The sequence below is a fragment of the Enterocloster clostridioformis genome, assembly GCF_020297485.1.
Classification (GTDB): domain Bacteria; phylum Bacillota; class Clostridia; order Lachnospirales; family Lachnospiraceae; genus Enterocloster; species Enterocloster clostridioformis.
The window spans coordinates 49,487-70,661 of sequence record NZ_JAIWZC010000001.1; the positions used below are offsets into that span (position 1 = coordinate 49,487).

Genomic DNA, 21,175 nt, shown 5'->3' on the forward strand with positions numbered 1-21,175 from the left:
ATGGGCCTTTTTTGTGTCCTGAAGTATATCCGGCATGACGCGGGCAAACGAACACGGTTTAATAGATTGCATGTGAAAATTACTTTTAACCACATGCGGGCTCCGGGCGAAGAGGAGGAAAATATGGATTATACCACGCAGATGGACGCGGCCAGGAAAGGTATCCTGACAGAGGAGCTGAAAAGGGTAGCGGATAAGGAACTGTTTGAACCAGCTGAACTGATGCGGCTGGTGGCTGAGGGGAAGGCTGTCATTCCTGCCAACCGGCTGCATACCTGTCTGGAACCAAATGGAATCGGATCCAGGCTTAAGACGAAAATCAACGTAAACCTCGGCACTTCAAGGGACTGCAAGGACTTGGAAATGGAATTACAGAAGGTAAATGATGCGGTGAGGATGGGGGCAGAGTCCATCATGGACCTGAGTTCATGGGGGGATACCCGCACATTCAGAAGAAAGCTGACTGCCCAGTGTCCTGCAATCATAGGCACTGTTCCCATCTATGATGCGGTGGTTTATTACCACAAACCGCTGAAGGATATTACTTCACAGGAGTGGCTGGATATCGTAAGGATGCATGCGGAGGATGGGGTGGACTTCATGACCATCCATGTGGGAATCAACCGGCAGACAGCGGAGCGCTTCAAGAAGGCGAAGCGCCTTACCAATATTGTGTCCAGGGGAGGTTCTATTATATTTGCATGGATGGAAATGACGGGAAAGGAAAATCCGTTTTATGAGCATTTTGAGAAGATACTGGATATCTGTCAGGCCTATGATGTGACACTGAGCCTGGGAGACGCCTGCCGTCCGGGATGTATTGAGGATGCATCGGATATATCCCAGATTGAGGAGCTGGTGACGCTGGGGGAGCTGACCAGAAGGGCGTGGGAAAAGAATGTGCAGGTCATCATAGAAGGACCGGGACATATGCCTTTGGACCAGATTCAGTCCAATATGAAGATACAGCAGACTATCTGCCAGGGAGCCCCTTTTTATGTCCTTGGTCCTCTGGTGACAGATATTGCTCCGGGTTATGACCATATTACCGCAGCCATAGGCGGAGCCCTTGCCGCCGCCAGCGGAGCGTCTTTTTTGTGCTATGTTACGCCGGCCGAACATCTGAGACTGCCGGACCTGGACGATGTTAAGGAAGGCATCATGGCGTCCAAGATTGCCGCCCATGCAGCTGATATTGCAAAAGGCATAAAAGGTGCGGCACAGTGGGACCGCGAGATGAGTACGGCCCGGAAAAAACTGGATTGGGAGCGCATGTTTGAGCTGTCTATTGACCCGGAAAAAGCCAGGAAATACCGGGAATCGGCCAAACCCGAAAAGGAGGACACCTGTTCCATGTGCGGTAATTTCTGCGCCGTGAAGAACATGAACCGGATATTGGATGGGGAAATAGTGAGTATTTTTGATGAGTAATGGAGTTGGAGGGAAGGAGGCTGCCGCCTGGATACAGCCCTTTGCCAACAGCATTTTAATAAAACAATGGGAAGGAAAATCCGAGTTTTGGATTTTCCTTCCCATTAACTGTTGTGTAGCCGTAAAAAGAATTCGGCTTTGAGATTAAATTAATCCACCAAACCGCAGGAACAAAGGAGCAAATACCAGAGACACAATCGTCATCAGCTTAATAAGAATGTTGATGGAAGGACCTGAGGTATCCTTGAAAGGATCGCCTACGGTATCGCCAACCACAGCAGCCTTGTGTGAATCACTGCCTTTGCCTCCGTGATGTCCTTCCTCGATGTACTTCTTTGCATTATCCCATGCGCCGCCGGAGTTGGACATGAAGATGGCCATTAATACGCCGGTTACCAGAGCGCCGGTCAGAAGCCCGCCCAGAGCAGAAGGTCCCAGGATGAGACCGGTTGCCAGAGGAGCCAGCACTGCCATCAGACCTGGCAGGAACATCTCCCGAAGGGCGGCTTTGGTGGAGATGGATACGCAGGAAGCGTAGTCGGGGCGGTCCGTTCCTTTGAGAATGCCGGGTTTTTCCCTGAACTGGCGGCGTACCTCCTCAATCATCTGATGGGCGGCCTTGGATACGGATTCCATGGTCATGGCGGAGAAGAGGAAAGTCAGCATTCCTCCAATGAAAAGTCCAACAATGACATGCGCGTTAAGGATGTCAATTGTGGTGAGTTTTACTGCCTCAGCGTAGGATACAAACAGGGCCAGAGCCGTAAGAGCAGCGGAGCCGATGGCAAAACCCTTGCCGATGGCAGCGGTTGTATTGCCCACTGAGTCCAGCTTGTCAGTTATATCCCTGACGTTTTTATCCAGACCAGCCATCTCAGCGATTCCGCCTGCGTTGTCAGCGATAGGACCGTAAGCGTCAATGGCAACGGTGATTCCAGTGGTGGACAGCATGCCTACGGCTGCCAGGGCAATTCCGTAAAGGCCCATAAGCTTGTTGGAAATCAGAACACCCACACATACCAGCAGGATGGGGACCGCGGTTGACTGCATTCCCACGGCAATTCCGCTGATGATGGTGGTAGCGGAGCCTGTTTCGGACTGCCCGGCTATTTTCTTGACAAAACGATAATCGCCGGATGTATATATTTCAGTGACAGCTCCGATCAGAACGCCTACCAACAAGCCTGTAATGATGGTAAACGCAGCCATGAAATTACCGAAGAATATACGGCTGAGGACAAGGGAGCAGACCACTACCAGGGCGGTTGCGCTGTACTCGCCTGTCTTTAAAGCCTTGTGCGGATCGGAATTGCCGATGCTCTTGACTAACAGGGAGCCTATGATGGCGGCAATAATGCCGCAGGCTGAGAGCATAAGCGGGAAAACGATGCCGGCTTCCTGATAAAATACAAGGCCCAGTGTCAGGGCTGAAATCAGGGAACCTACATAGGATTCAAACAGGTCAGCGCCCATACCGGCCACATCGCCTACATTGTCGCCTACGTTGTCGGCAATTACGGCAGGATTACGGGGATCATCCTCGGGGATGCCGGCCTCTACTTTGCCTACCAGGTCGGCGCCGACATCAGCTGCCTTGGTGTAAATGCCTCCGCCCACACGGGCAAAGAGTGCGATGGAAGAAGCGCCCAGGCTGAAGCCTGATAAAACGGATACGTCCCTTGTAAGTATGTAGAGGACGCCTACGCCCAGCAGGCCCAAGCCTACCACGGCCATTCCCATAACGCTTCCGCCGGAGAATGCAAGTGCCAGTGCACGGTGCATACCGGATGTACGGGCAGCGTCAGCGGTACGGCTGTTGGCGCGGATAGCGGCATTCATGCCCAGATAACCGGCCATGGTGGAAAAACCGCTTCCCACAAGGAAACATCCGGCTGTAATCCAGTTCCGTGTTCCAAAACCGATGACAAAGAATAACACGGCTACAAAGACGACCAGTATGCGGTACTCAGAAGCCAGAAACGCGTTGGCGCCCTCTGCGATTGCGTCGGCAATCTCACGCATCCTGTCAGTGCCTGGATCCTCCTTGACGATCTGCTGCCTTAGAATGACAGCAAACAGGAGTCCCAGCAGCCCCACTACCGGGACTAAGAATAACATTTGTTCCATAATACCCTCCTAATTATTGGTTAAGATAAGATCTTCTTAATGGGATTGTAGCAGAGTTACTGGGATTTTTCAACAAAAAATATTAGAATACCTTAAAATAATTGTAAACCAAACAATATCTTTAAGATACTATAGCACTGTCAGGTACCTATCCCACTTTTAAGTGCGTTCTTGCGGGTGCGCTGTGCACATTTTATAATACCGGTATAAGAAATAAGTCACTGGTATAAGAAATAAGTCAAAGAAAGGATGGGAATTATACGGCGTTCGGAGTATGTGAAAATATTGGAGGAAGCGGTCAGTTACATTGGATACGCCGTGTCACAGGCCAAGACGGGCAGATATTCTGTGGAAACCAGGCAGTTCCTGTATGCGGAGTCTCTGATGCGTATGAACCACTCCCCAATAGGACCGGTCTATCCAAATAGGATACAGGGGTGGAACAGATACAGGGATACTATTATTCCAGGCCTTTGTTTGTGGGGGAGATGGAGGAATTTCTTATTTTGCAGCAGGCATACCAGAGGAAAGAGGAGAGCAGTCAGTGACGGCAGATATGAATTATGTCTGTATCAGATTCTGAAAATATGAACGGAATGCAGAATGTATCCGGAAAAATTACATGATTTACCTGGATTTTGCCATGGTTCATTGGACTGGCTGGTGTTATGCTTAACTGCACAGTATGAATTTGCCCTGAAGGAGGTAAAAGCAGATGCAGATATTCCGGCCAATATGGTACACCATTCCTGAATTCTCAAAAGAGATTCCGGTCTGCGTATACCACAAAGAGAATGAATCAGCTGACAGCAGAAAGAGTCAGAAGAATGAACCTGTGCGCAATCTTCATGTGTTAGCCAGGTCCGGCATGGAATGGGACGGAATCAAGAGAGTTATTCTGCGGATATCAGCAGACGATTACTATAAACTATATATCAACGGAATCTTCATCGCCCAGGGACCGGCGCCGTCATACCCGGAACATTATTATTACAATACACTGGACATTACGCCTTTCCTTCATCAGGGAAAGAACATAGTGGCCGTCCATCTCTATTACCAGGGCCTGCTCAACCGGGTTTGGAACAGCGGGGACGGCCGTTTTGGCGTGGCGGCGGAACTGATTGCGGCGGATGGGATGGCGGAGCTGACCGCTGGGGATGAGATGGCGGAGCTGACCGCTGGGGATGGGATGGCGGAGCTGACCGCGGCGGATGAGCCCGCGGGAGCGGCTTTCCCGGACTGCGGTCTGCGCTGGAGATACCAAATCTGCCATGCCTACTCAGGAGATGTCATCGGATATGATACACAATTTCTGGAGAATTTTGACAGCCGGAAATGGGATGATGGATGGAAGCTTCCTGAGTACGAGGACAGGGACTGGCCATACATGGTACAGGCAGAATGGGCGGATTACCGGCTTACAAAACAGCCTGTGAAGATGCTGGATATATATGAGATTAAGCCGAGGCAGATAAAGGAAGAGCCAATACCGGCAGAGGAAGAAACCTCGCCGGCAAAGGAAGAACTCCCACCGAACAAAGAAAGGTCCCCACAGTCAAAAGAGAATCCATCCCGTTCATCCTGGTTCGTAGACATGGGACAGGAGATAACCGGGGCCCTGGTAATACGGGCAGCGGGGAAGGCCGGGGACAGGGTCATCATACGATGTGCGCAGGAGTGCCGGGACGGGGATGTCCGCTATGATATGCGCTGCAACTGCCGTTACGAGGAGATATGGACCCTGGACAACGGCGTAAGCACCCTGGAGCCTTATGATTATAAAGGATTCCGCTACGCCAGAATCATACCGGATACCGGAGTGAGGATCGAGAATATAAAGGGGCTGGTGCGCCATTATCCTATGGACACAGGTCTCTGTACCGTAAAGAGCAGTGACGGAAATTTAGACCGCATATTTGCCATCTGTAAAAATGGGGTAAGGCTGGGCACCCAGGAAGGATACCTGGACTGCCCTACCAGGGAAAAGGGACAGTATCTGGGCGACGCCGTGGTGACGGCCCATTCCCAGGTATGGCTTACGGGAAGCGTGGAGATGCTTCGCAAGTGTATAGGACAGTTTGCTCTTACCAGATACATTTGCCCCGGTCTTATGGCGGTGGCGCCCGGTTCTTTTATGCAGGAAATTGCGGACTTTTCATTGCTGTGGCTGGAACTGCTTCTGATTGACTACCGGTTTACAGGGGATAAGGATTTCCTGCGGTCCCATTACCGGACGGCCGCCGGCGTGCTGGGGCATTTCAGAGCATATGCCAGGGAGGACGGACTGCTGGTTCGGGCAGGGGATAAGTGGAATCTGGTGGACTGGCCGGAAAATCTGCGGGATGGATATGATTTTGAGCTGAGCCGTCCGGTGGTGGCCTATGGATGTCATAACGTCATAAACGCTCTGTATACCGGGGCGGCGAAAAATCTGACAGAGATAGAAGAAATACTGGGTTTGGCTCACTCCATGGATTGGGAAAAACTGCGGAATTCCTATATAAAGGCATTTTACCGTCCGAAAAAGGGGCTTTTTGCGGACAGTGAGACAAGCAGCCACTGTGCCCTGCACTCCAATGTTTATGCTGCTTATTATGGATTAGAGCCCGGGGAAGCCTCCGGCGGGATAGGGGATTTTCTGGTAAAAAAGGGACTGGCCTGCGGTGTGCTGGTAAGTTATTTTTATCTGAAGGCCCTGGCCAGACTTGGCCGGTATGAAGATGTGTTCCGGTCTATTGTGAATGAATCCGAACATGGATGGGTGAATATGCTGAGAGAGGGGGCAGATACCTGCTTTGAGGCATGGGGCAAGGAGCAGAAGTGGAACACCAGCCTCTGCCATCCGTGGGCAAGTGCTCCCATACCTGTGCTTATTGAGGAGATTGCAGGTTTTGTGCCGGACCCCGGCCAGGCGCGGGGGTTTGGGCTGTTTCCACATATTCCGGCAAAGCTGAGCCATTTCACAATGAGTGTGCCGTTCAGAGGAAAACGGTATGCGGTCAGGAAGGACAATGGGAGGGAAAAGATAAAGTTTTACAGGATAAAGGACGATATGTCCATGGAAGAGATGCACCGGTAATGCTAAGACAAATGGAAAGTAAGAGCCGGGTACGGGCAGTTAGGAGGGCTATAATAACAGACAAGGCTATCACCGGAATCATCCGCATTCATCCTTATGAAAGCTAATGACACAGCGGCAGGGACGATGAAAAAAAGCATACAGGATACCTCCGTGGCGGTGCCGCCGCTAGATGCGGCAGAACCGGATAATCCAACAGGATGGGAGGTCCCTGTGTGCTTCTTTTCTATTTCTCCCCGTCATCCTCCATGCTCCCCGGCATATGGGACTGCATAAACTCCCTTGGGGAGATTCCTTCCACCTTCTTAAACACCTTGCTGAAATAAAAGGCGCTGTCAAAGCCCAGACGGTCAGCCACTTCATATATCTTCACGTCCTGGTCCAGCAGCAGGGACTTGGCGCGTGTAATCTTTTTCTGGGTGATATATTCGGAGAACCCAATGGTGCAGGTCTTCTTAAAAAGAGAGCTTAGGTAGTTGGGACTTAAGCCGAATACGGCAGCCACCTCGTTAAGGGAAAGGCGTTCCTCGATATGGTTCTGGATGTACTTCTGGACATTGGTGACCACATGGTCCTTATAGGTCTTTCTCCGGCTCTTTAACACCTGGCACAGGCCGTCCCTAAACTGGGCCAGCCAGCCGTTGATCTGTTCTGCCTGCTGCATTTTATAGATGGACCGGTAGCCGTCTGTGCATCCCGCAAATACCTGGTCCATGGTATCCTCACCGTCCGGGAGAAGGGAAAGGGCCAGGTAGAGGATGTTGCAGGCGCCATCCAGAGCCTGAATGTAGCGCATGGGATGGGAGGAAAAAAGCTCTATGATTTGGGAAATGGCGGCATGGAGCACATCCGTGTCAAATTCCTCAAAGGCCTTGGTCAGGTCTTCCCTGAAAATAGCGATGTTGAAGGCATTCTTAATGGAGTCCTCCGCTATCCCGGCAAAGGATATCACTGGTGTTTTGCCGTCCGCCATGGCGGATGCCTGGCGGGCTTCCTGGTAGGATTCGTTGATTTTAAGGGGGTCCTCTACCGGAGTTCCCAGGCCCACGGCGAGCTCCACAGAAAAGTAATTGTGGACCATATGGCAGGTGTTTTCCCAGGCATCATCCATCACGCCGGAATTTAACTCCTCCTGCCTGTCCAAACAGAAGATGGCGGCAAAATGCTGTTTGTCCAGGGATATGACATGGCAGGAGGCATACTTCGTGAGGATTTCCCGTATCATTTGAAGGCTGCTGGAATAAAGCTTCATCTGCTGGTCCGGGTTCATCTCTCCTGCCTTTTGACTGTGCATCTCCCCATGGGCGGCCAGGAAACAGCGGGCGGAAAAGTCCAGCTTTAAATCCCTGGCCTGAATCTCAAACTGCTCCCTGCTGTCAAACAGGTTATGGAGGAGCCGCATAAAAAATTTGTCGTTATAATTCTGCAGCAGGGGCCTGCCTTCCCCTTCCTGGCGGTAGGCCTGGCTGGCCCGCAGTTCCTCCAGACGATCCAGAGCCTTTCTCACCGTGTCCTTAAGGCCCTCCGCATCCAATTCCAGTTTAATCAGATAGTCTACGGCCCCGTAGGAAAGAGCCTGCTTGATGAGAGGAAATTCCTCATAGCTGGTAAGGAAAATAAAGAGGGGGATGGGTCCATAGGTATCCCGGCATTTTTTTGCCAGCTCCAGGCCGTTCATAATGGGCATTTTGATGTCCGTGATGACTAATTCCGGAGCATATTCCTCAATCATTTTAAGGGCAGCCTGTCCATTCATGGCAGCGCCGCACACCTCAATGCCAAATTCCTCCCAGTTTATCATGGATTTGATGCCAATCTGCACCAGTGGTTCGTCGTCTGCTATCAGTATTTTAATCATGTCATATCCTCTCCGATATCATATAAGGCAGGGTGATTACCATGGTGGTGTATTCATCCACTACACTTTCTATACGGATTCCGTATTCCGGTCCGAAGCTGTATTTGATCCGTTTATCTACATTATTAATGCCCACCTGTTTAAAGAAATCAGCGCTGGGTGATGCTTCGCCGCTTAATACGCTGCGGATGGTCTCCGGACTCATGCCCACGCCGCCATCCGTAATGGATATGACGAGGGCGGGGCGGGAGCCGGTTACGGCAGCCTTTTCAGCCCGTATAACGATTTTTCCCGCGCATCCCTTTGGCTCGATACCGTGGAACAGGGCATTTTCCACAAGGGGCTGCAGGGTGAAGCGGTGAATCTGGCATTGGTACAGAGCTTCATCTGTTATCTCGTATGCAATGGAAATGCTGCCTCCGTACCTGTATTGCTGGATGAGAAAATAATCTCTGACCAAATCCAGCTCTTCTCTGAGAGAAATTCTCACATCCGTTCCCTTTGATACGTTCTTCATGAGCCGGGCCAGGGCAGTGGTCATTTCCGCGATGCCGGGGGCATTCTGTATGGTGGCCATCCATTTGATGGAGTTCAGGGTGTTGTAGAGAAAATGAGGATTGATCTGGCTTTGGAGGATTCTGTATTCCAGGTCCTTTTTCTGCTTCTCATCCTCCACCTTTCTGTCCATGAGGCTGACCACGTTTTCCGACATCTGGTTAATGCCCCGCCCGATAACTCCCAGCTCGTCCTTCCATTCTATGGACGGATCCCTGGAAAAGTCCCCTTCCGATATAAGGCGGATTTTGTCCCGAATCTGGTTCACGGGCTGGCTGATGGTGCGGTTCAGTATATAGGCCAGCATCAGTCCCATCAGGCCGATGATGATGACAATGGTGCCGATAAGCAGCAGATACATCTGGTTCTGGGCATTGTAGTCCTGCTCCGAGAGTACCAGGGAAATGCTCCAGCCCTGGTCCCACAGGGGACGGGATATCATCCTCCGGGTGGTGTTGTCTGCCATGCGTATTAAACGCACCGTGGTGCTGTTGTTCAGAACATCCTTATTTATTTCCCTGACAGCGGTATAGTCAGGGGAGGCCTCTGTAAACAGACCGTCCTTGTACTGGTAGGAATGTGTCCCAATGGTTATGTAAAGGAGACTGTCCGGTTCCAGGGGAAATGCCTTCAGGTAGTCCAGAAAAATGCGGTCGGAAACAGCCAGGTAGGTCCAGCCAACGGTTTCCGTATTGTACTGGTTTTTTACAGGACGTGCCATGGGGATACACAGGGAGGAGTCGGAGGCTGGATAGAGAAAGTCCTCCAACCCCATCCAGACATACTGGCCGGCAGTGACCAGCTCATGAAAATAAGGCAGGTCCTGTACTGTGGACGCGGCTCTGGGAATGGAGGCAGCCGCCCTGTCATTGACCTGGAGGTAATTCATGCAGTTTTCAGGGCTTACAATGGCCCGGATGATATACTGGGAGGAAGAAGTTTTAAAGAATTCTTCTTTCAGCCGGTTATAGGCATTTAAGGCCATGGAGCGCAGGGGCGCCTTTGCGGATGAGATGGACGGCATTTTAACCTGGTTCTGGAAGCCCTCCAGATACTGGATGATATCCGTGCTGGAAGTGCACCATTTATTGAAGTAGATAATATTATCCATGTCATTGGATACATTGTGGGATACCACCTGAAGGTTATACTCAGCCGACTGAATCTGATTGCGGCGAAGGAAAGACTGAAAGACCACAAAGCAGATGGATACCGTGACCGCTGCAATCAAAAGGGTGATGGCCCCGGTGCAGAGCATGATTTTGCCGCGTATGCTGGATGGCATGATTCGTTTTATCATAGGAATACCTGCCTTTCACCAATACTATAGACAATGGAAAATCATTTGTCAAATAGAATCAAAAAACGTGGCGGCCTATTTGAATGTATTGTAAAATATTACTTGTTTATCGTAAAAAAATACAGATATTATCCAGGTGTTCCTGTAAAATGTCCTTATTTGTGAATAAAAAATAAATCTTTTTTCACAGATATTCCATTCAGGATCCAGAGCCCGGCAGCTATAATATAGACATAACAAACAAGCTGTATAAAGACAGGAGGAAGAAGATGAAGAAACGTTTAATCAGTCTTATGATGGCAGCAGTCATGGCAGGTTCCCTGGCAGGCTGCGGAGGGGGAGCGGGAGCAGATACAACGGCCCCGGGCACAGCCTCAGGCGCTGAGTCAGGAACCACGGAAGGTACACAGACAGGTACACAGGCGCAGGATGCCCCGGGACAGTCCACCATCAAATGGGCTATGTGGGACAAGGACCTGACCGCTTACTATAAACCGCTGATTGAGGCATTTGAAAGCGGCAACCCGGACATTAAGGTGGAAATGGTGGACCTGGGAAGTTCTGATTACAACACGGTCCTGACCACGCAGCTTACGGGCAGCGGATCCGGCTTTGACGTGGTGTCCATTAAGGATACACCCGGATATACCACATTGGTGAACAAGGGAATTCTGGAACCGCTTGATTCCTATATCGAGAAGGACGGAGTGGACTTAAGCGGATATAAAGGCTTAACCGATCAGATTGCGGTGGACGGTAAATTGTATGAGCTGCCCTTCAAGAGCGATTTCTGGGTAATTTATTATAATAAGGATATATTTGACAAGGCCGGAGTGGAATATCCCACAAATGACATGACCTTTGAGCAGTACGATGAGCTGGCCGGAAGGATTGCCAACACGGAACCGGGACAGGAGGTCTATGGTTCCCACTACCATATATGGAGAAGTACGGTCCAGATGTTTGCGATGCTGGATGGAAAGCACACCATCCTGGATGGGAAATATGATTTCCTGAAACCGTATTATGAAACCATATTAAAGGAGCAGGAGGACGGAATCTGCCAGGATTACGCAACCTTAAAGACATCCAATCTCCATTACTCAGGCGCGTTTTCACAGGGAAACATCGGAATGATGAACATGGGCACATGGTTCATTTCCACCCTGATTGAAAAGGTGGGAAGCGGGGAGTACGCGGACTGCGCAAATTGGGCTATTGTGAAGTACCCTCATGCTGAGGGCGTGGAGCCGGGTTCCACCGCGGCCCAGATTACATCCCTGGCCATCCCTGCCAGCGCTCCCAACAAGGATGCGGCATGGAAGTTCATGCGGTTCGTATGCGGTGGAGAGGGGGCAAAGGTCCTGGCGTCCACAGGCAATTTCCCTGCCATCATGACGGATGGCATTGTAAGTACCGTGGCATCTACCAGCGGATTCCCCACAGATGATGCCAGCAGGGAAGCGCTTCAGACTGCCAATCTCTATCTGGAGATGCCTGTCAATGCCAAGAGTTCTGAGGTGGAAATCGTGCTGAATGAGGCTCATGACAACATCATGACCGGCAACATGACCGTAGACGAAGGTATTGCAGACATGGAACAGAAGGTGGCGGCTGTACTGGGACAGTAGGCCCATATCACATCAAACAGGATTCACCAGGAGGCAGACGGGACATCAACCGTCTGCCTCATTTAAAGAAAGAAGAACATGAGGAATGGAGGAGCGATATGGCCAAGGTAACAACAACCGACCCGGCAGAGGCCGAAAGGAAACTGGCTGTCCTGAGGCCGCAGCTGGAAGAACTGGAGCTTAAGGTACAGCAGGCAAAGGATCCGAAGCAGAAGAAAAAGCTGATTAAAAAAATAGAAAAGACAGAGGATAAAATCAGGCAGGCCAAGACAGGAGAGCGGTTCAGCCGTCAGACCAAGAGGGATTTTGTGGCCTATTCCTTCATAGCGCCTAATTTCTTAGGATTTGCGGTATTTACCCTGGGACCTGTTATATTTGCCTTTGTTCTGGCTTTTCTGCAGTGGGACGGGAACAGTCCCATCCAGTTTGCGGGACTTGATAATTTCGCCAAGATGATTGGAAATACGCGTTTTCTGGCATCCCTTAGAAATACAATCATCTATTGCGTGGCCACGGTTCCCCTGACCCTGGCCGTCGCCCTGGGGCTGGCCGTGGTCCTGAACCAGAAAATAAGGGGAAGGAATTTCTTGCGCACCGTGAGCTTCTTCCCTTACGTGGCGTCGCTGGTTGCGGTGGCAGCTGTCTGGAACATGCTGTTTTCCCCGGCAAAAAGCGGCCCTGTGAACATGATTTTATACAACCTGGGTGTTGCCGCCAAATCCCTCCCCAAATGGTCGGCGGGCAAGGACTGGGTCATGTTTACGGTCATCACCTTTTCAGTGTGGAAGAACATGGGCTACTATATGGTCATTTATCTGGCCGGGCTTCAGGGCATCAACGCAGAGCTCTATGAGGCATGCAGCCTGGACGGAGCCAATGTATGGCAGAGGTTTTGCTACATAACCTGGCCGCAGCTTCGGCCCACCACATTTTTCGTGACCATCATACTGACCATCAACTGCTTCAAGGTGTATGACATTGTGTATATGCTGGCAGGAGGCAACACCGGCGTGCTGAACGAATCCGCCATTGTCCTGGTGTACCATATCTACGAAGAGGCGTTCCGCAACTGGAATCTGGGATATGCCAGCGCGGTTGCCATGGTGCTGTTCCTCATCGTTCTGGCCATCACCCTGGTCCAGTTTTGCGGCGAGAAAAAATATGCGAATTAGGGAGGAGAGCCGGAATGAAAGTTCAGAATACAAAATCAAAGATATTTAAGGTGGTTCTCTACATCGTGCTGACAGCCATGGCCCTTATCATGCTGGTGCCCTTTGTGTGGATGCTTTCAGCTTCCTTTAAACTGGATAAGGACGTATTCATCTTTCCCATCCAGTGGATTCCCACCAACCCCAGATGGCAGAATTATCTGGATATCTGGACCAGGATACCTCTGGGGAAATTTGTGCTTAACACTGTGAAGCTGACTTTGATTGTCACCTTCTTACAGCTTCTTACCAGCAGCTTTGCCGCGTATGCCTTTGCCAAGCTGAGCTTTAAGGGAAAGGAACTGCTGTTTATGGCCTACATTGCCACCATCGCGGTGCCGTGGCAGGTATATATGGTTCCCCAGTTCATGATGATGCGTTCCATGGGACTGGCAGATACCCATTTGTCCATCATTTTTCTGCAGGCGTTTTCGGCTTTTGGCGTGTTCATGATGAAGCAGTTTTATGAGGGAATCCCCACGGAACTGTGTGAGGCGGCCAGAATCGACGGTATGAGCGAATACCGCATCTGGAGCAAAATTATGCTGCCGTTGTCGAAACCGGCCCTTTCCACGCTCACCATATTTACCTTTGTAAATACATGGAATGATTTCCTTGGACCGCTCATTTACCTGACAACGGAGTCAAAAAAGACATTGCAGCTGGGACTGCGCATGTTCATCAGCCAGTTTGGTTCTGAGTACGGATTAATCATGGCCGCATCTGTCCTGAGCCTGATTCCTGTGCTGATTGTGTTCCTTTCACTTCAGAAGTATTTTGTGGAAGGCGTGGCAGCCACCGGCGTGAAGGGGTAGACATGATGAAAAAATGGATTGATATGGACAAATTGGCTGATATGCCGGAGATAACGGAAGGAGAGGCCAGGGAGGCGCTCGAAGCGGCAACCGGGCAGGTGCTTCGGGTATTGCCCCGGTTTACAAGCCGGTTCCCCCGGGCCTACAGCGAGAACGGATTTTATCCGCCCGCGGACAATGTGGACTGGACGCCCGGATTCTGGACCGGCGAGATATGGCTGGCATACGAATACACCAGGGACAGCCGCCTGCGCGCTGCCGGTGATATTCAGATGGAAAGCTTTCTGAAGCGAATCAATGAAAGGACGGATGTGGAGACGCATGATCTGGGCTTCATGTACTCGCCCTCCTGCGTGGCCGGTTATAAACTGACAGGCAGCGGCGTGGGAAGGGAGGCTGCCGTCAAGGCGGCTGACCAGCTGACCACACGGTTCCATGAACGGGGGCAGTTCATCCAGGCCTGGGGTCCTTTAAATGCCCCGGACAATTACAGGCTGATAATTGACTGTCTTTTGAACCTGCCCCTTCTTTACTGGGCATCTCAGGAGACAGGGAAGTCCGTATACAGGGATATAGCCCAGGCCCATATCCGCACGGCCCTGGCCAATGTAATCCGCCCGGATTTTTCCACCTGGCACACCTTCTTCTTTAACAGGGAAACAGGGGAGCCGGACCATGGCGCCACCTGCCAGGGCTACAGGGACGGCTCTGCCTGGGCCAGAGGCCAGGCCTGGGGTATCTACGGTACGGCCATTGGATACAGGTGTACCATGGAACCGTCTTACGTCAATCTGTTCAAAGGCGTGACAGATTATTTTTTCAGGCGCCTTCCAAAGGACCTGGTACCGTTCTGGGATTTGGAATTTGGGGATGGGGATGAGGAGCCAAGGGATTCCTCGGCCGCCTCCATTGCGGCCTGCGGTCTCCTGGAGATGGCGCGTTACATGGAGCCGGGCGAGGGGGCCGGATACACCGGTATGGCAAGAAGGCTGATGAAATCCCTGGCCGACAATTATGCCGTGAAGGATTACAGCAAGTCCAACGGCCTTGTGCTCCACAGCACCTACTCCAATCATTCGCCCTACAATACCTGCAATCACTATGGGGTAGATGAGTGCAATCTGTGGGGGGATTATTTCTACATGGAGGCCCTGACCAGGATATGCAGGGACTGGAATCCCTACTGGTAAATCCGGCGCGGCAAGAGAGGTATATGAAATGACTCAGATTGAAATGGCTCAGATTGGAATGACACAGATGACGAAACAGATATTTTTTGACAGAAAACAGGGGACCATGTTCATGGATGACCCGGCTGCCATAGCGGATTACTGCATGAGGGAATGGCCCGGAGAATGCAGCCACATCCTCAGGGTGGCAGACCAGGTGTGCCGGAGCTCTTTTCTCTTTGACTTAAAACAGGACCTGGAGAGGACCTGGGAGCCGGTGGAATTTCCGGAGGGAAGGATTGACTGGGGGTATATGCCAGGGGATGACAAGGAATTCATTTTCCAGTTTAACCGTCACAGGTTCTTTATCTGCTTAGGTCAGGCTTACCAGATGACCGGGGACGAGAAGTACGCCGGAACGTTTGTGAACCTGCTTATGGACTGGATCGGCACACAGACGCTGACGCCGGAGACGGAAAATACCACATGGAGAATCCTGGAGGCTGGTTTCAGAGGGGAGTTCTGGGTCAAGGCCATCTGGTATTTTAAGGACAGCCAGGCGCTGACAGACCAGGTAATGGACGCGTTTTATAAGTGCCTGATTCAGCATGCCGAGTACATTATCCGCATGCATTCCCCATACCGCTACATAAGCAACTGGGGTGTCATTGAAAACCATGGTCTCTTTGAAATAGGCGTTGCCATGCCGGATGACGCACTGAGGAAACGGTATGTGGACACTGCCCTTTCCCATCTGGAGATGGAGGCAAGAATTCAGATTATGGGGGACGGGGTACAGTGGGAACAGTCGCCCTCTTACCACAATGAGGTGCTGCACTGCTACGAGGATGTGCTGGTTCTGGCTCAGAGAAACCATATCCATGTGCCGGAGTCCATCCGGTCCGCTGTCAGGAAAATGGCCTATGCCAATCTTGCCTGGAAAAAACCGGACCACAGGCAGTTCCTGATGGGCGACAGCGATGATGGGGATATACGGGACACCATTTCAGCGGCAGCATGGCTGTTTCACGACCCGGTACTGAAATTTGGCGCATCGCCCTGCCTGGAGTATGACATGGCATGGGATCTGGGAATCCGGGCGGCAAAGGAATACCGGGACATGGAAACCGCCATGCCAGAGTTTCAGTCAGCCGCCCTGGAGGACAGCGGAAATTACTACCTCAGGGACGGATGGGGAGAGGAGGGAAACCTGCTTCACTTCCACTGCGGGACCATGGGGGCAGGACACGGACATTCAGACCAGCTCCATGTGGACCTGGTTATAGGCGGGGAGGATGTGCTGACAGACGCAGGCCGGTTTACCTATGTGCCGGGACCGGACCGCTTCGCCTTTAAGGACCCTACGGCCCACAATACCATCACTGTGGACAACCGGTTTTTTACCGTGTGCAGGGATTCCTGGGAGTGCTCCAAGCTCTGCGCTCCCGTGAAGCGGCAGCACCGATTTACGGAACAATACGAGCTGGTACAGGGCGCTCACCTGGGATACATGGACAGGGAAGACGCAGTGGCGGTAAACCGCAGGATTATCCATATCAAACCTGATATCTATATTGTGACGGATGAGCTGTACACAGGGGGAAGCCACGAATACAGACAGTACTGGCATTTCAGTGAAAAAGGCCGGGTTACGCTGCGGGCAGCGGATAAACGCGGGCAGGGCCGGACTGCTGCGGACACGGCGCAAACAGGAGCAGGAACAGGGCCGTCTCTGGAAGCAGAGTTTTGGACCAGTCATACCCGTGCGCTGTTTTCCTTTCTGGGAAGCGGGCTGGAGGCAGAAAAAGGCGCCAGCCGTATTGCCAGGGATTATAACAGGGCCGTGGACAGGGACTGTATCACGGTGAAGGCGGACAGGAAGGGATTTTCCTCCCTTCTGACGGTCATCCAGGGCGGTCCCGGGGATGGCTACAGGCCCTGCGAGGTGGAAAAGGTGCCTGTAAAGTCTGCTCTTAAGGGGATCACATATCCGGATTCCATGGCGGAAGCAGTGAGACTGAAAGGCAATGGACGGGATTATGTGGCTGTAATCTGCCACCAGGAGGTGAATTCCCCTACGGATATGGTGGAGGCAGAGGGCTGTATGGGATTTGGAACCATAATCGTATTTGACCGGACCAGGGAAACATTGGCCGGAACAGTCCTGGATTATTAGATAAGGAGGATATCACCATGTTAAGCGTGAGACAGAATGAAAGCCGCATGGCCGTTGAACTGGGAGGAATATGGAATTTTAAGCTGGACCAGGAGACTTCTGCGGCACGGGCCCCCATGCCTGGACTCTTAAGAGACGGGGAGCCTGTGGCGGTGCCGGCCAGCTACAATGACCAGAAGGATGTAATGGAATACAGGGACCATTATGGGTGGGCCTATTATCAGAGGACGCTTACCGTGCCCATTCTGCTTAAGGGGCAGAGACTGTGGCTGCGGTTCGGCGCGGTGGCCCACAGTGCCATGGTGTGGCTGGGGGATACCCTGCTCTGTACCCATAAGGGCGGATTTCTGCCCTTTGAGGCAGAGATAACGGATTTGGCAGAGCCTGGAAGCAGCCTGCTTCTCACCGTTGCAGTGGATAACCGGCTGGACCATTCCACCCTGCCTGCCGGAAATGACCCCACAGAGACAGCGTTTTTCGGTTCTGACAATGCGGGCATTCCAAGCGTGGAGCAGGCCAAGCGGGAGCAGAAGCTGCAGAACCGCCCAAACTTTGACTTTTTCAACTATGCAGGTATTTTCAGACCCGTGTATCTCTACACCACGCCCCGGCAGTTCATTAAAGACATTACTCTGGTGCCTGATCTGGAAGGAAACGTGGAATATGAGATAGAGACAGAGGGACAGGGAGATGTGGAAGTTCAGGTCCTTGACCGGGAGGGGAATGTGGCCGCCCGCTCCCGGGGAAGTAAAGGAACCATGACCATCCGGGAGCCACGCCTGTGGGAGCCATGGCCGGGAACACCCTACCTGTATACTGCCCGCGTCACACTGACAGGGGAAGATGGAGCGGATATGTATGAACAGCCCTTTGGCCTGCGCACTGCGGAGGTAAAGGGAAAACAGTTCCTGCTCAACGGAAAGCCTTTTTATTTCAAGGGATTCGGAAAACATGAGGACTCTTTTTTCCGGGGGAGGGGATTGGACCTCTGTCTGAATGTAAAGGACGTGAACCTGATTCACTGGCTGGGGGCCAATTCCTTCCGCACCAGCCATTACCCATATGCGGAGGAGATGTACGACCTGTGCGACCGTGAGGGAATCGTGATAATTGACGAGACAACTGCGGTGGGGCTGAACATGGGCGGAAATGGAAATCCCTATGCCTGCGGCACCGGGGAACACCATGAGCAGGTTATAAAGGACTTGATTAAGAGGGACAAGAACCATCCCTGCGTGGTGATGTGGAGCCTGGGAAATGAGCCGGATCTGGAGCACTATCCCCAGGAGGCATATGACTACTGGCATCCCCTCTATGAGCTGGCCCACAGAGAGGACCCCCAGGACCGTCCTGTGACGCTGGTGTGCTGCCAGAATGACTACACAAAGGATATCACCACCAGGACCATGGACGTGGTATGCCTGAACCGCTACTATGGCTGGTATAACCTGGGCGGCGACCTGGATGCTGCCTGTAATGGATGGAACATGGAACTGGATTTCTGGGCGGAACAGGAAAAGCCTGTTATGCTGACGGAATACGGGGCCGACGCAGTGGCGGGCATCCATCAGATGGTGCCGGGAATGTTCAGTGAGGAATACCAGGACCAGTACTATGAGCGGATTAACTGTGAGAATGATAAACGTCCCTTCTTCATAGGAGAACAGATATGGAATTTCGCTGACTTTGTAACGGTACAAGGGCCCATGCGTGTGGGCGGCAACCGCAAGGGAATCTTTACCAGGGATCGTACTCCCAAGCTGGCAGCCCATGGCCTCAGGCGCAGGTGGAATGGGATTCCGAATTTTGGATATAAATAAAAGGAAAGGCTTTTCAAAGTGTCTGCCTTTTGTTATACTAATTTGTAAGCAAAATGACAGCGCCGTTCAAGGAGATTGAGATGAAATTAAGAATTAGGAATGTTGCCAAAATAGAAGAAGCGGACCTGGAGTTAAATGGAATCACTATCATTGCGGGTAATAATAATACAGGAAAAAGTACGATTGGCAAGATTGTATTTTCGTTGTTTAATTCATTGGTAAACTTAGAAGAAAAAATCGTAAAGCAGAAACGGGATTTAATATATCAGGTATTGAAGAGAAAAATGGAAGATATATCAATGCAGAGTGACGGGTATTTTGGTTCGGCTTCCAGATTTCATAACCGGATGATACGCTATGCGGAAGAACTTGCCATACTGGATTCGGAGGAAGAAAAGCAACAAATCCTCAAAGAATTTGCTGGTATGTTAAAAGATAAAAAAACAAATGAAGATGAAACTTTAGAGGACATTAACGGTGAAATTGACAGGATCAGACATTTGCCGATAGAGAGATTGACAAAATCGGTAGTGTCAGCTTATTTCAATCGTATTTTTTATTCGGAGATAAATAATATTTATCAGCCATCAGCCAGTGCTGCGATTGATGCGGTAATTGGCAATAAGACTATTTCGATTATATTTTCAAATAACAATTGTACTGAGTTGCGGCAGCAAGTGAATATATTGAACGAGGCAGTCTATCTGGATAATCCTTTTGTACTGGATTCTTTGAATACTATTCTGATTAGAACGGATGAAACGGAAAGGAATACAATTAAAAAACTGCAAAGAAAGTCTGATGTGGTTGAGGATATTGTACAGCTGGAGCTGATTGAAGATAAAGTACAGGAGGTACTGCAGAAAATCAACCAGATATCATCGGGAACCCTTTTAATGGATGAGAGCCATTCCTATTATTATAAGGAGCGTGAAATTGGTGAGAGGTTGAATATAAATAACCTGTCCACAGGGTTGAAATCGTTTGTAATAATAAAAACCTTATTGGAAAATGGAAGCCTGAAACAGAAGGATGTACTTATTTTAGATGAGCCGGAAATTCATTTACATCCGGATTGGCAGCTTCGTTATGCGGAGATTATCGTACTTTTGCAGAAAGTATTTGAGCTTACCATAATACTTACAACCCATAGTCCGCATTTTGTGGAGGCATTGCAGTATTATGCTGAGAAGTATGAAAGGGACGATAAGTGTACCTACTATTTGTCTGAAATATCTGAATCGGGGTGTAGATTTAAGAATGTGACAGAGGACCCAGCCGAGATGCTTTCTCAACTAGTAGACGCCAGTATTGCACTTGATAAATTGAAATTTCAGATGGAAGATACAAAGGATGAGTAAATTTGATGATTTTATGAAACTCATGAATCAATATATGTCATATCATGGGTTTTCATTAGAAATATGTTCGGATATGCGGTTAACATCATATAGCGGCGAGAGTAAGGTTTCGTTGGTTGACAGTGACATCCGGGTAATGGATATGGATATCTTTGCAAAAAAGGCATACCGGAAAATAATTTTACCGGATTCTTTGAGTGAAGCTGATTCAATCAATACGGCTGACGCCTTTTTAATTAATAAGTGTGATGAATGGTATTTCGTTGAATTCAAGGATGCAAAGATGTCTAACGCTAAAACAGGTGTGTTAAAAAAGGCTTATTCTAATGTTTATGCGGTGATGGATGTCTTGTATGCAATGAAGGAGAAAAACATAGAATATCCTCCATTTGATTATGGTAATCCAATCCAATTCTTTCGGACCCATGTCAGATATATATTGGTTTTTCGTGGGACATTAAACCCTCATCACGCCATGCAGTTAAAGAACCACAGACTGAAACATGAACATTATCTTCCTGAATTCATGAAGCGTCTTGAGGGATACATTTACAAAGAAGCTTATGCAGTGACAGAGGATGTGTTCGAACATACATTTCTGCGGGACTTCGCGTTCTAGTGTTACCCGGCGTATTTACGCCG

General features: G+C 50.4%; 13 protein-coding genes. 10 read left to right on the forward strand and 3 right to left on the reverse strand.

Going from position 1 to position 21,175, the window contains the following annotated elements; all coding sequences use genetic code 11:
- Positions 1-123 precede the first annotated feature (123 nt).
- The gene (thiC, locus tag LA360_RS00265) at positions 124-1,431 is read left to right on the forward strand and encodes a phosphomethylpyrimidine synthase ThiC (protein WP_022201662.1); all 1,308 of its coding nucleotides are present in this window, start codon (positions 124-126) and stop codon (positions 1,429-1,431) included.
- Between the two features lie 144 nt (positions 1,432-1,575).
- Here thiC and LA360_RS00270 read toward each other — a convergent pair whose 3' ends face one another.
- The gene (locus tag LA360_RS00270) at positions 1,576-3,558 is read right to left on the reverse strand and encodes a sodium-translocating pyrophosphatase (protein WP_022201661.1); all 1,983 of its coding nucleotides are present in this window, start codon (positions 3,556-3,558) and stop codon (positions 1,576-1,578) included.
- 715 nt (positions 3,559-4,273) lie between these two features.
- Here LA360_RS00270 and LA360_RS00275 point away from each other — a divergent pair.
- Positions 4,274-6,640: a family 78 glycoside hydrolase catalytic domain gene (locus LA360_RS00275; RefSeq protein ID WP_112481605.1), complete on the forward strand. Its 2,367-nt coding sequence runs from the start codon at positions 4,274-4,276 to the stop codon at positions 6,638-6,640.
- A 226-nt stretch (positions 6,641-6,866) separates the two neighbouring features.
- Here LA360_RS00275 and LA360_RS00280 read toward each other — a convergent pair whose 3' ends face one another.
- On the reverse strand, positions 6,867-8,498 hold the full coding sequence (locus LA360_RS00280) for a response regulator (protein WP_112481606.1): 1,632 nt from the start codon (positions 8,496-8,498) through the stop codon (positions 6,867-6,869).
- Between the two features lies 1 nt (position 8,499).
- The gene (locus LA360_RS00285; protein WP_112481607.1) at positions 8,500-10,353 is read right to left on the reverse strand and encodes a sensor histidine kinase; all 1,854 of its coding nucleotides are present in this window, start codon (positions 10,351-10,353) and stop codon (positions 8,500-8,502) included.
- Between the two features lie 269 nt (positions 10,354-10,622).
- On the opposite strand from LA360_RS00285, the gene LA360_RS00290 reads away from it, so the two are divergent.
- From LA360_RS00290 to LA360_RS00325, 8 genes are all read left to right on the forward strand, one after another.
- Positions 10,623-11,984, forward strand: a complete 1,362-nt coding sequence (locus LA360_RS00290) for an ABC transporter substrate-binding protein (protein WP_022201657.1) — start codon at positions 10,623-10,625, stop codon at positions 11,982-11,984.
- A 98-nt stretch (positions 11,985-12,082) separates the two neighbouring features.
- Positions 12,083-13,156, forward strand: coding sequence for a carbohydrate ABC transporter permease (locus LA360_RS00295; protein ID WP_022201656.1), 1,074 nt, complete (start codon positions 12,083-12,085; stop codon positions 13,154-13,156).
- Positions 13,157-13,170: 14 nt separating this feature from the next.
- Positions 13,171-14,007, forward strand: coding sequence for a carbohydrate ABC transporter permease (locus LA360_RS00300; RefSeq protein WP_022201655.1), 837 nt, complete (start codon positions 13,171-13,173; stop codon positions 14,005-14,007).
- A 5-nt stretch (positions 14,008-14,012) separates the two neighbouring features.
- On the forward strand, positions 14,013-15,197 hold the full coding sequence (locus tag LA360_RS00305; RefSeq protein ID WP_057571570.1) for a glycoside hydrolase family 88 protein: 1,185 nt from the start codon (positions 14,013-14,015) through the stop codon (positions 15,195-15,197).
- Between the two features lie 28 nt (positions 15,198-15,225).
- A complete protein-coding gene (locus LA360_RS00310) occupies positions 15,226-17,352 on the forward strand; it encodes an alginate lyase family protein (protein ID WP_225537243.1) in 2,127 nt (708 codons plus the stop codon).
- A gap of 17 nt (positions 17,353-17,369) precedes the next feature.
- Positions 17,370-19,172, forward strand: a complete 1,803-nt coding sequence (gene uidA, locus LA360_RS00315; RefSeq protein WP_225537245.1) for a beta-glucuronidase — start codon at positions 17,370-17,372, stop codon at positions 19,170-19,172.
- 80 nt (positions 19,173-19,252) lie between these two features.
- Positions 19,253-20,533 (forward strand): AAA family ATPase, encoded by a 1,281-nt coding sequence (locus tag LA360_RS00320; protein WP_057571544.1) that lies wholly within the window; start codon positions 19,253-19,255, stop codon positions 20,531-20,533.
- Positions 20,526-21,152, forward strand: a complete 627-nt coding sequence (locus LA360_RS00325) for a hypothetical protein (protein WP_225537247.1) — start codon at positions 20,526-20,528, stop codon at positions 21,150-21,152. The genes LA360_RS00320 and LA360_RS00325 overlap by 8 nt, the downstream gene beginning before the upstream one ends.
- The last annotated feature ends 23 nt before the right edge of the window (positions 21,153-21,175 follow it).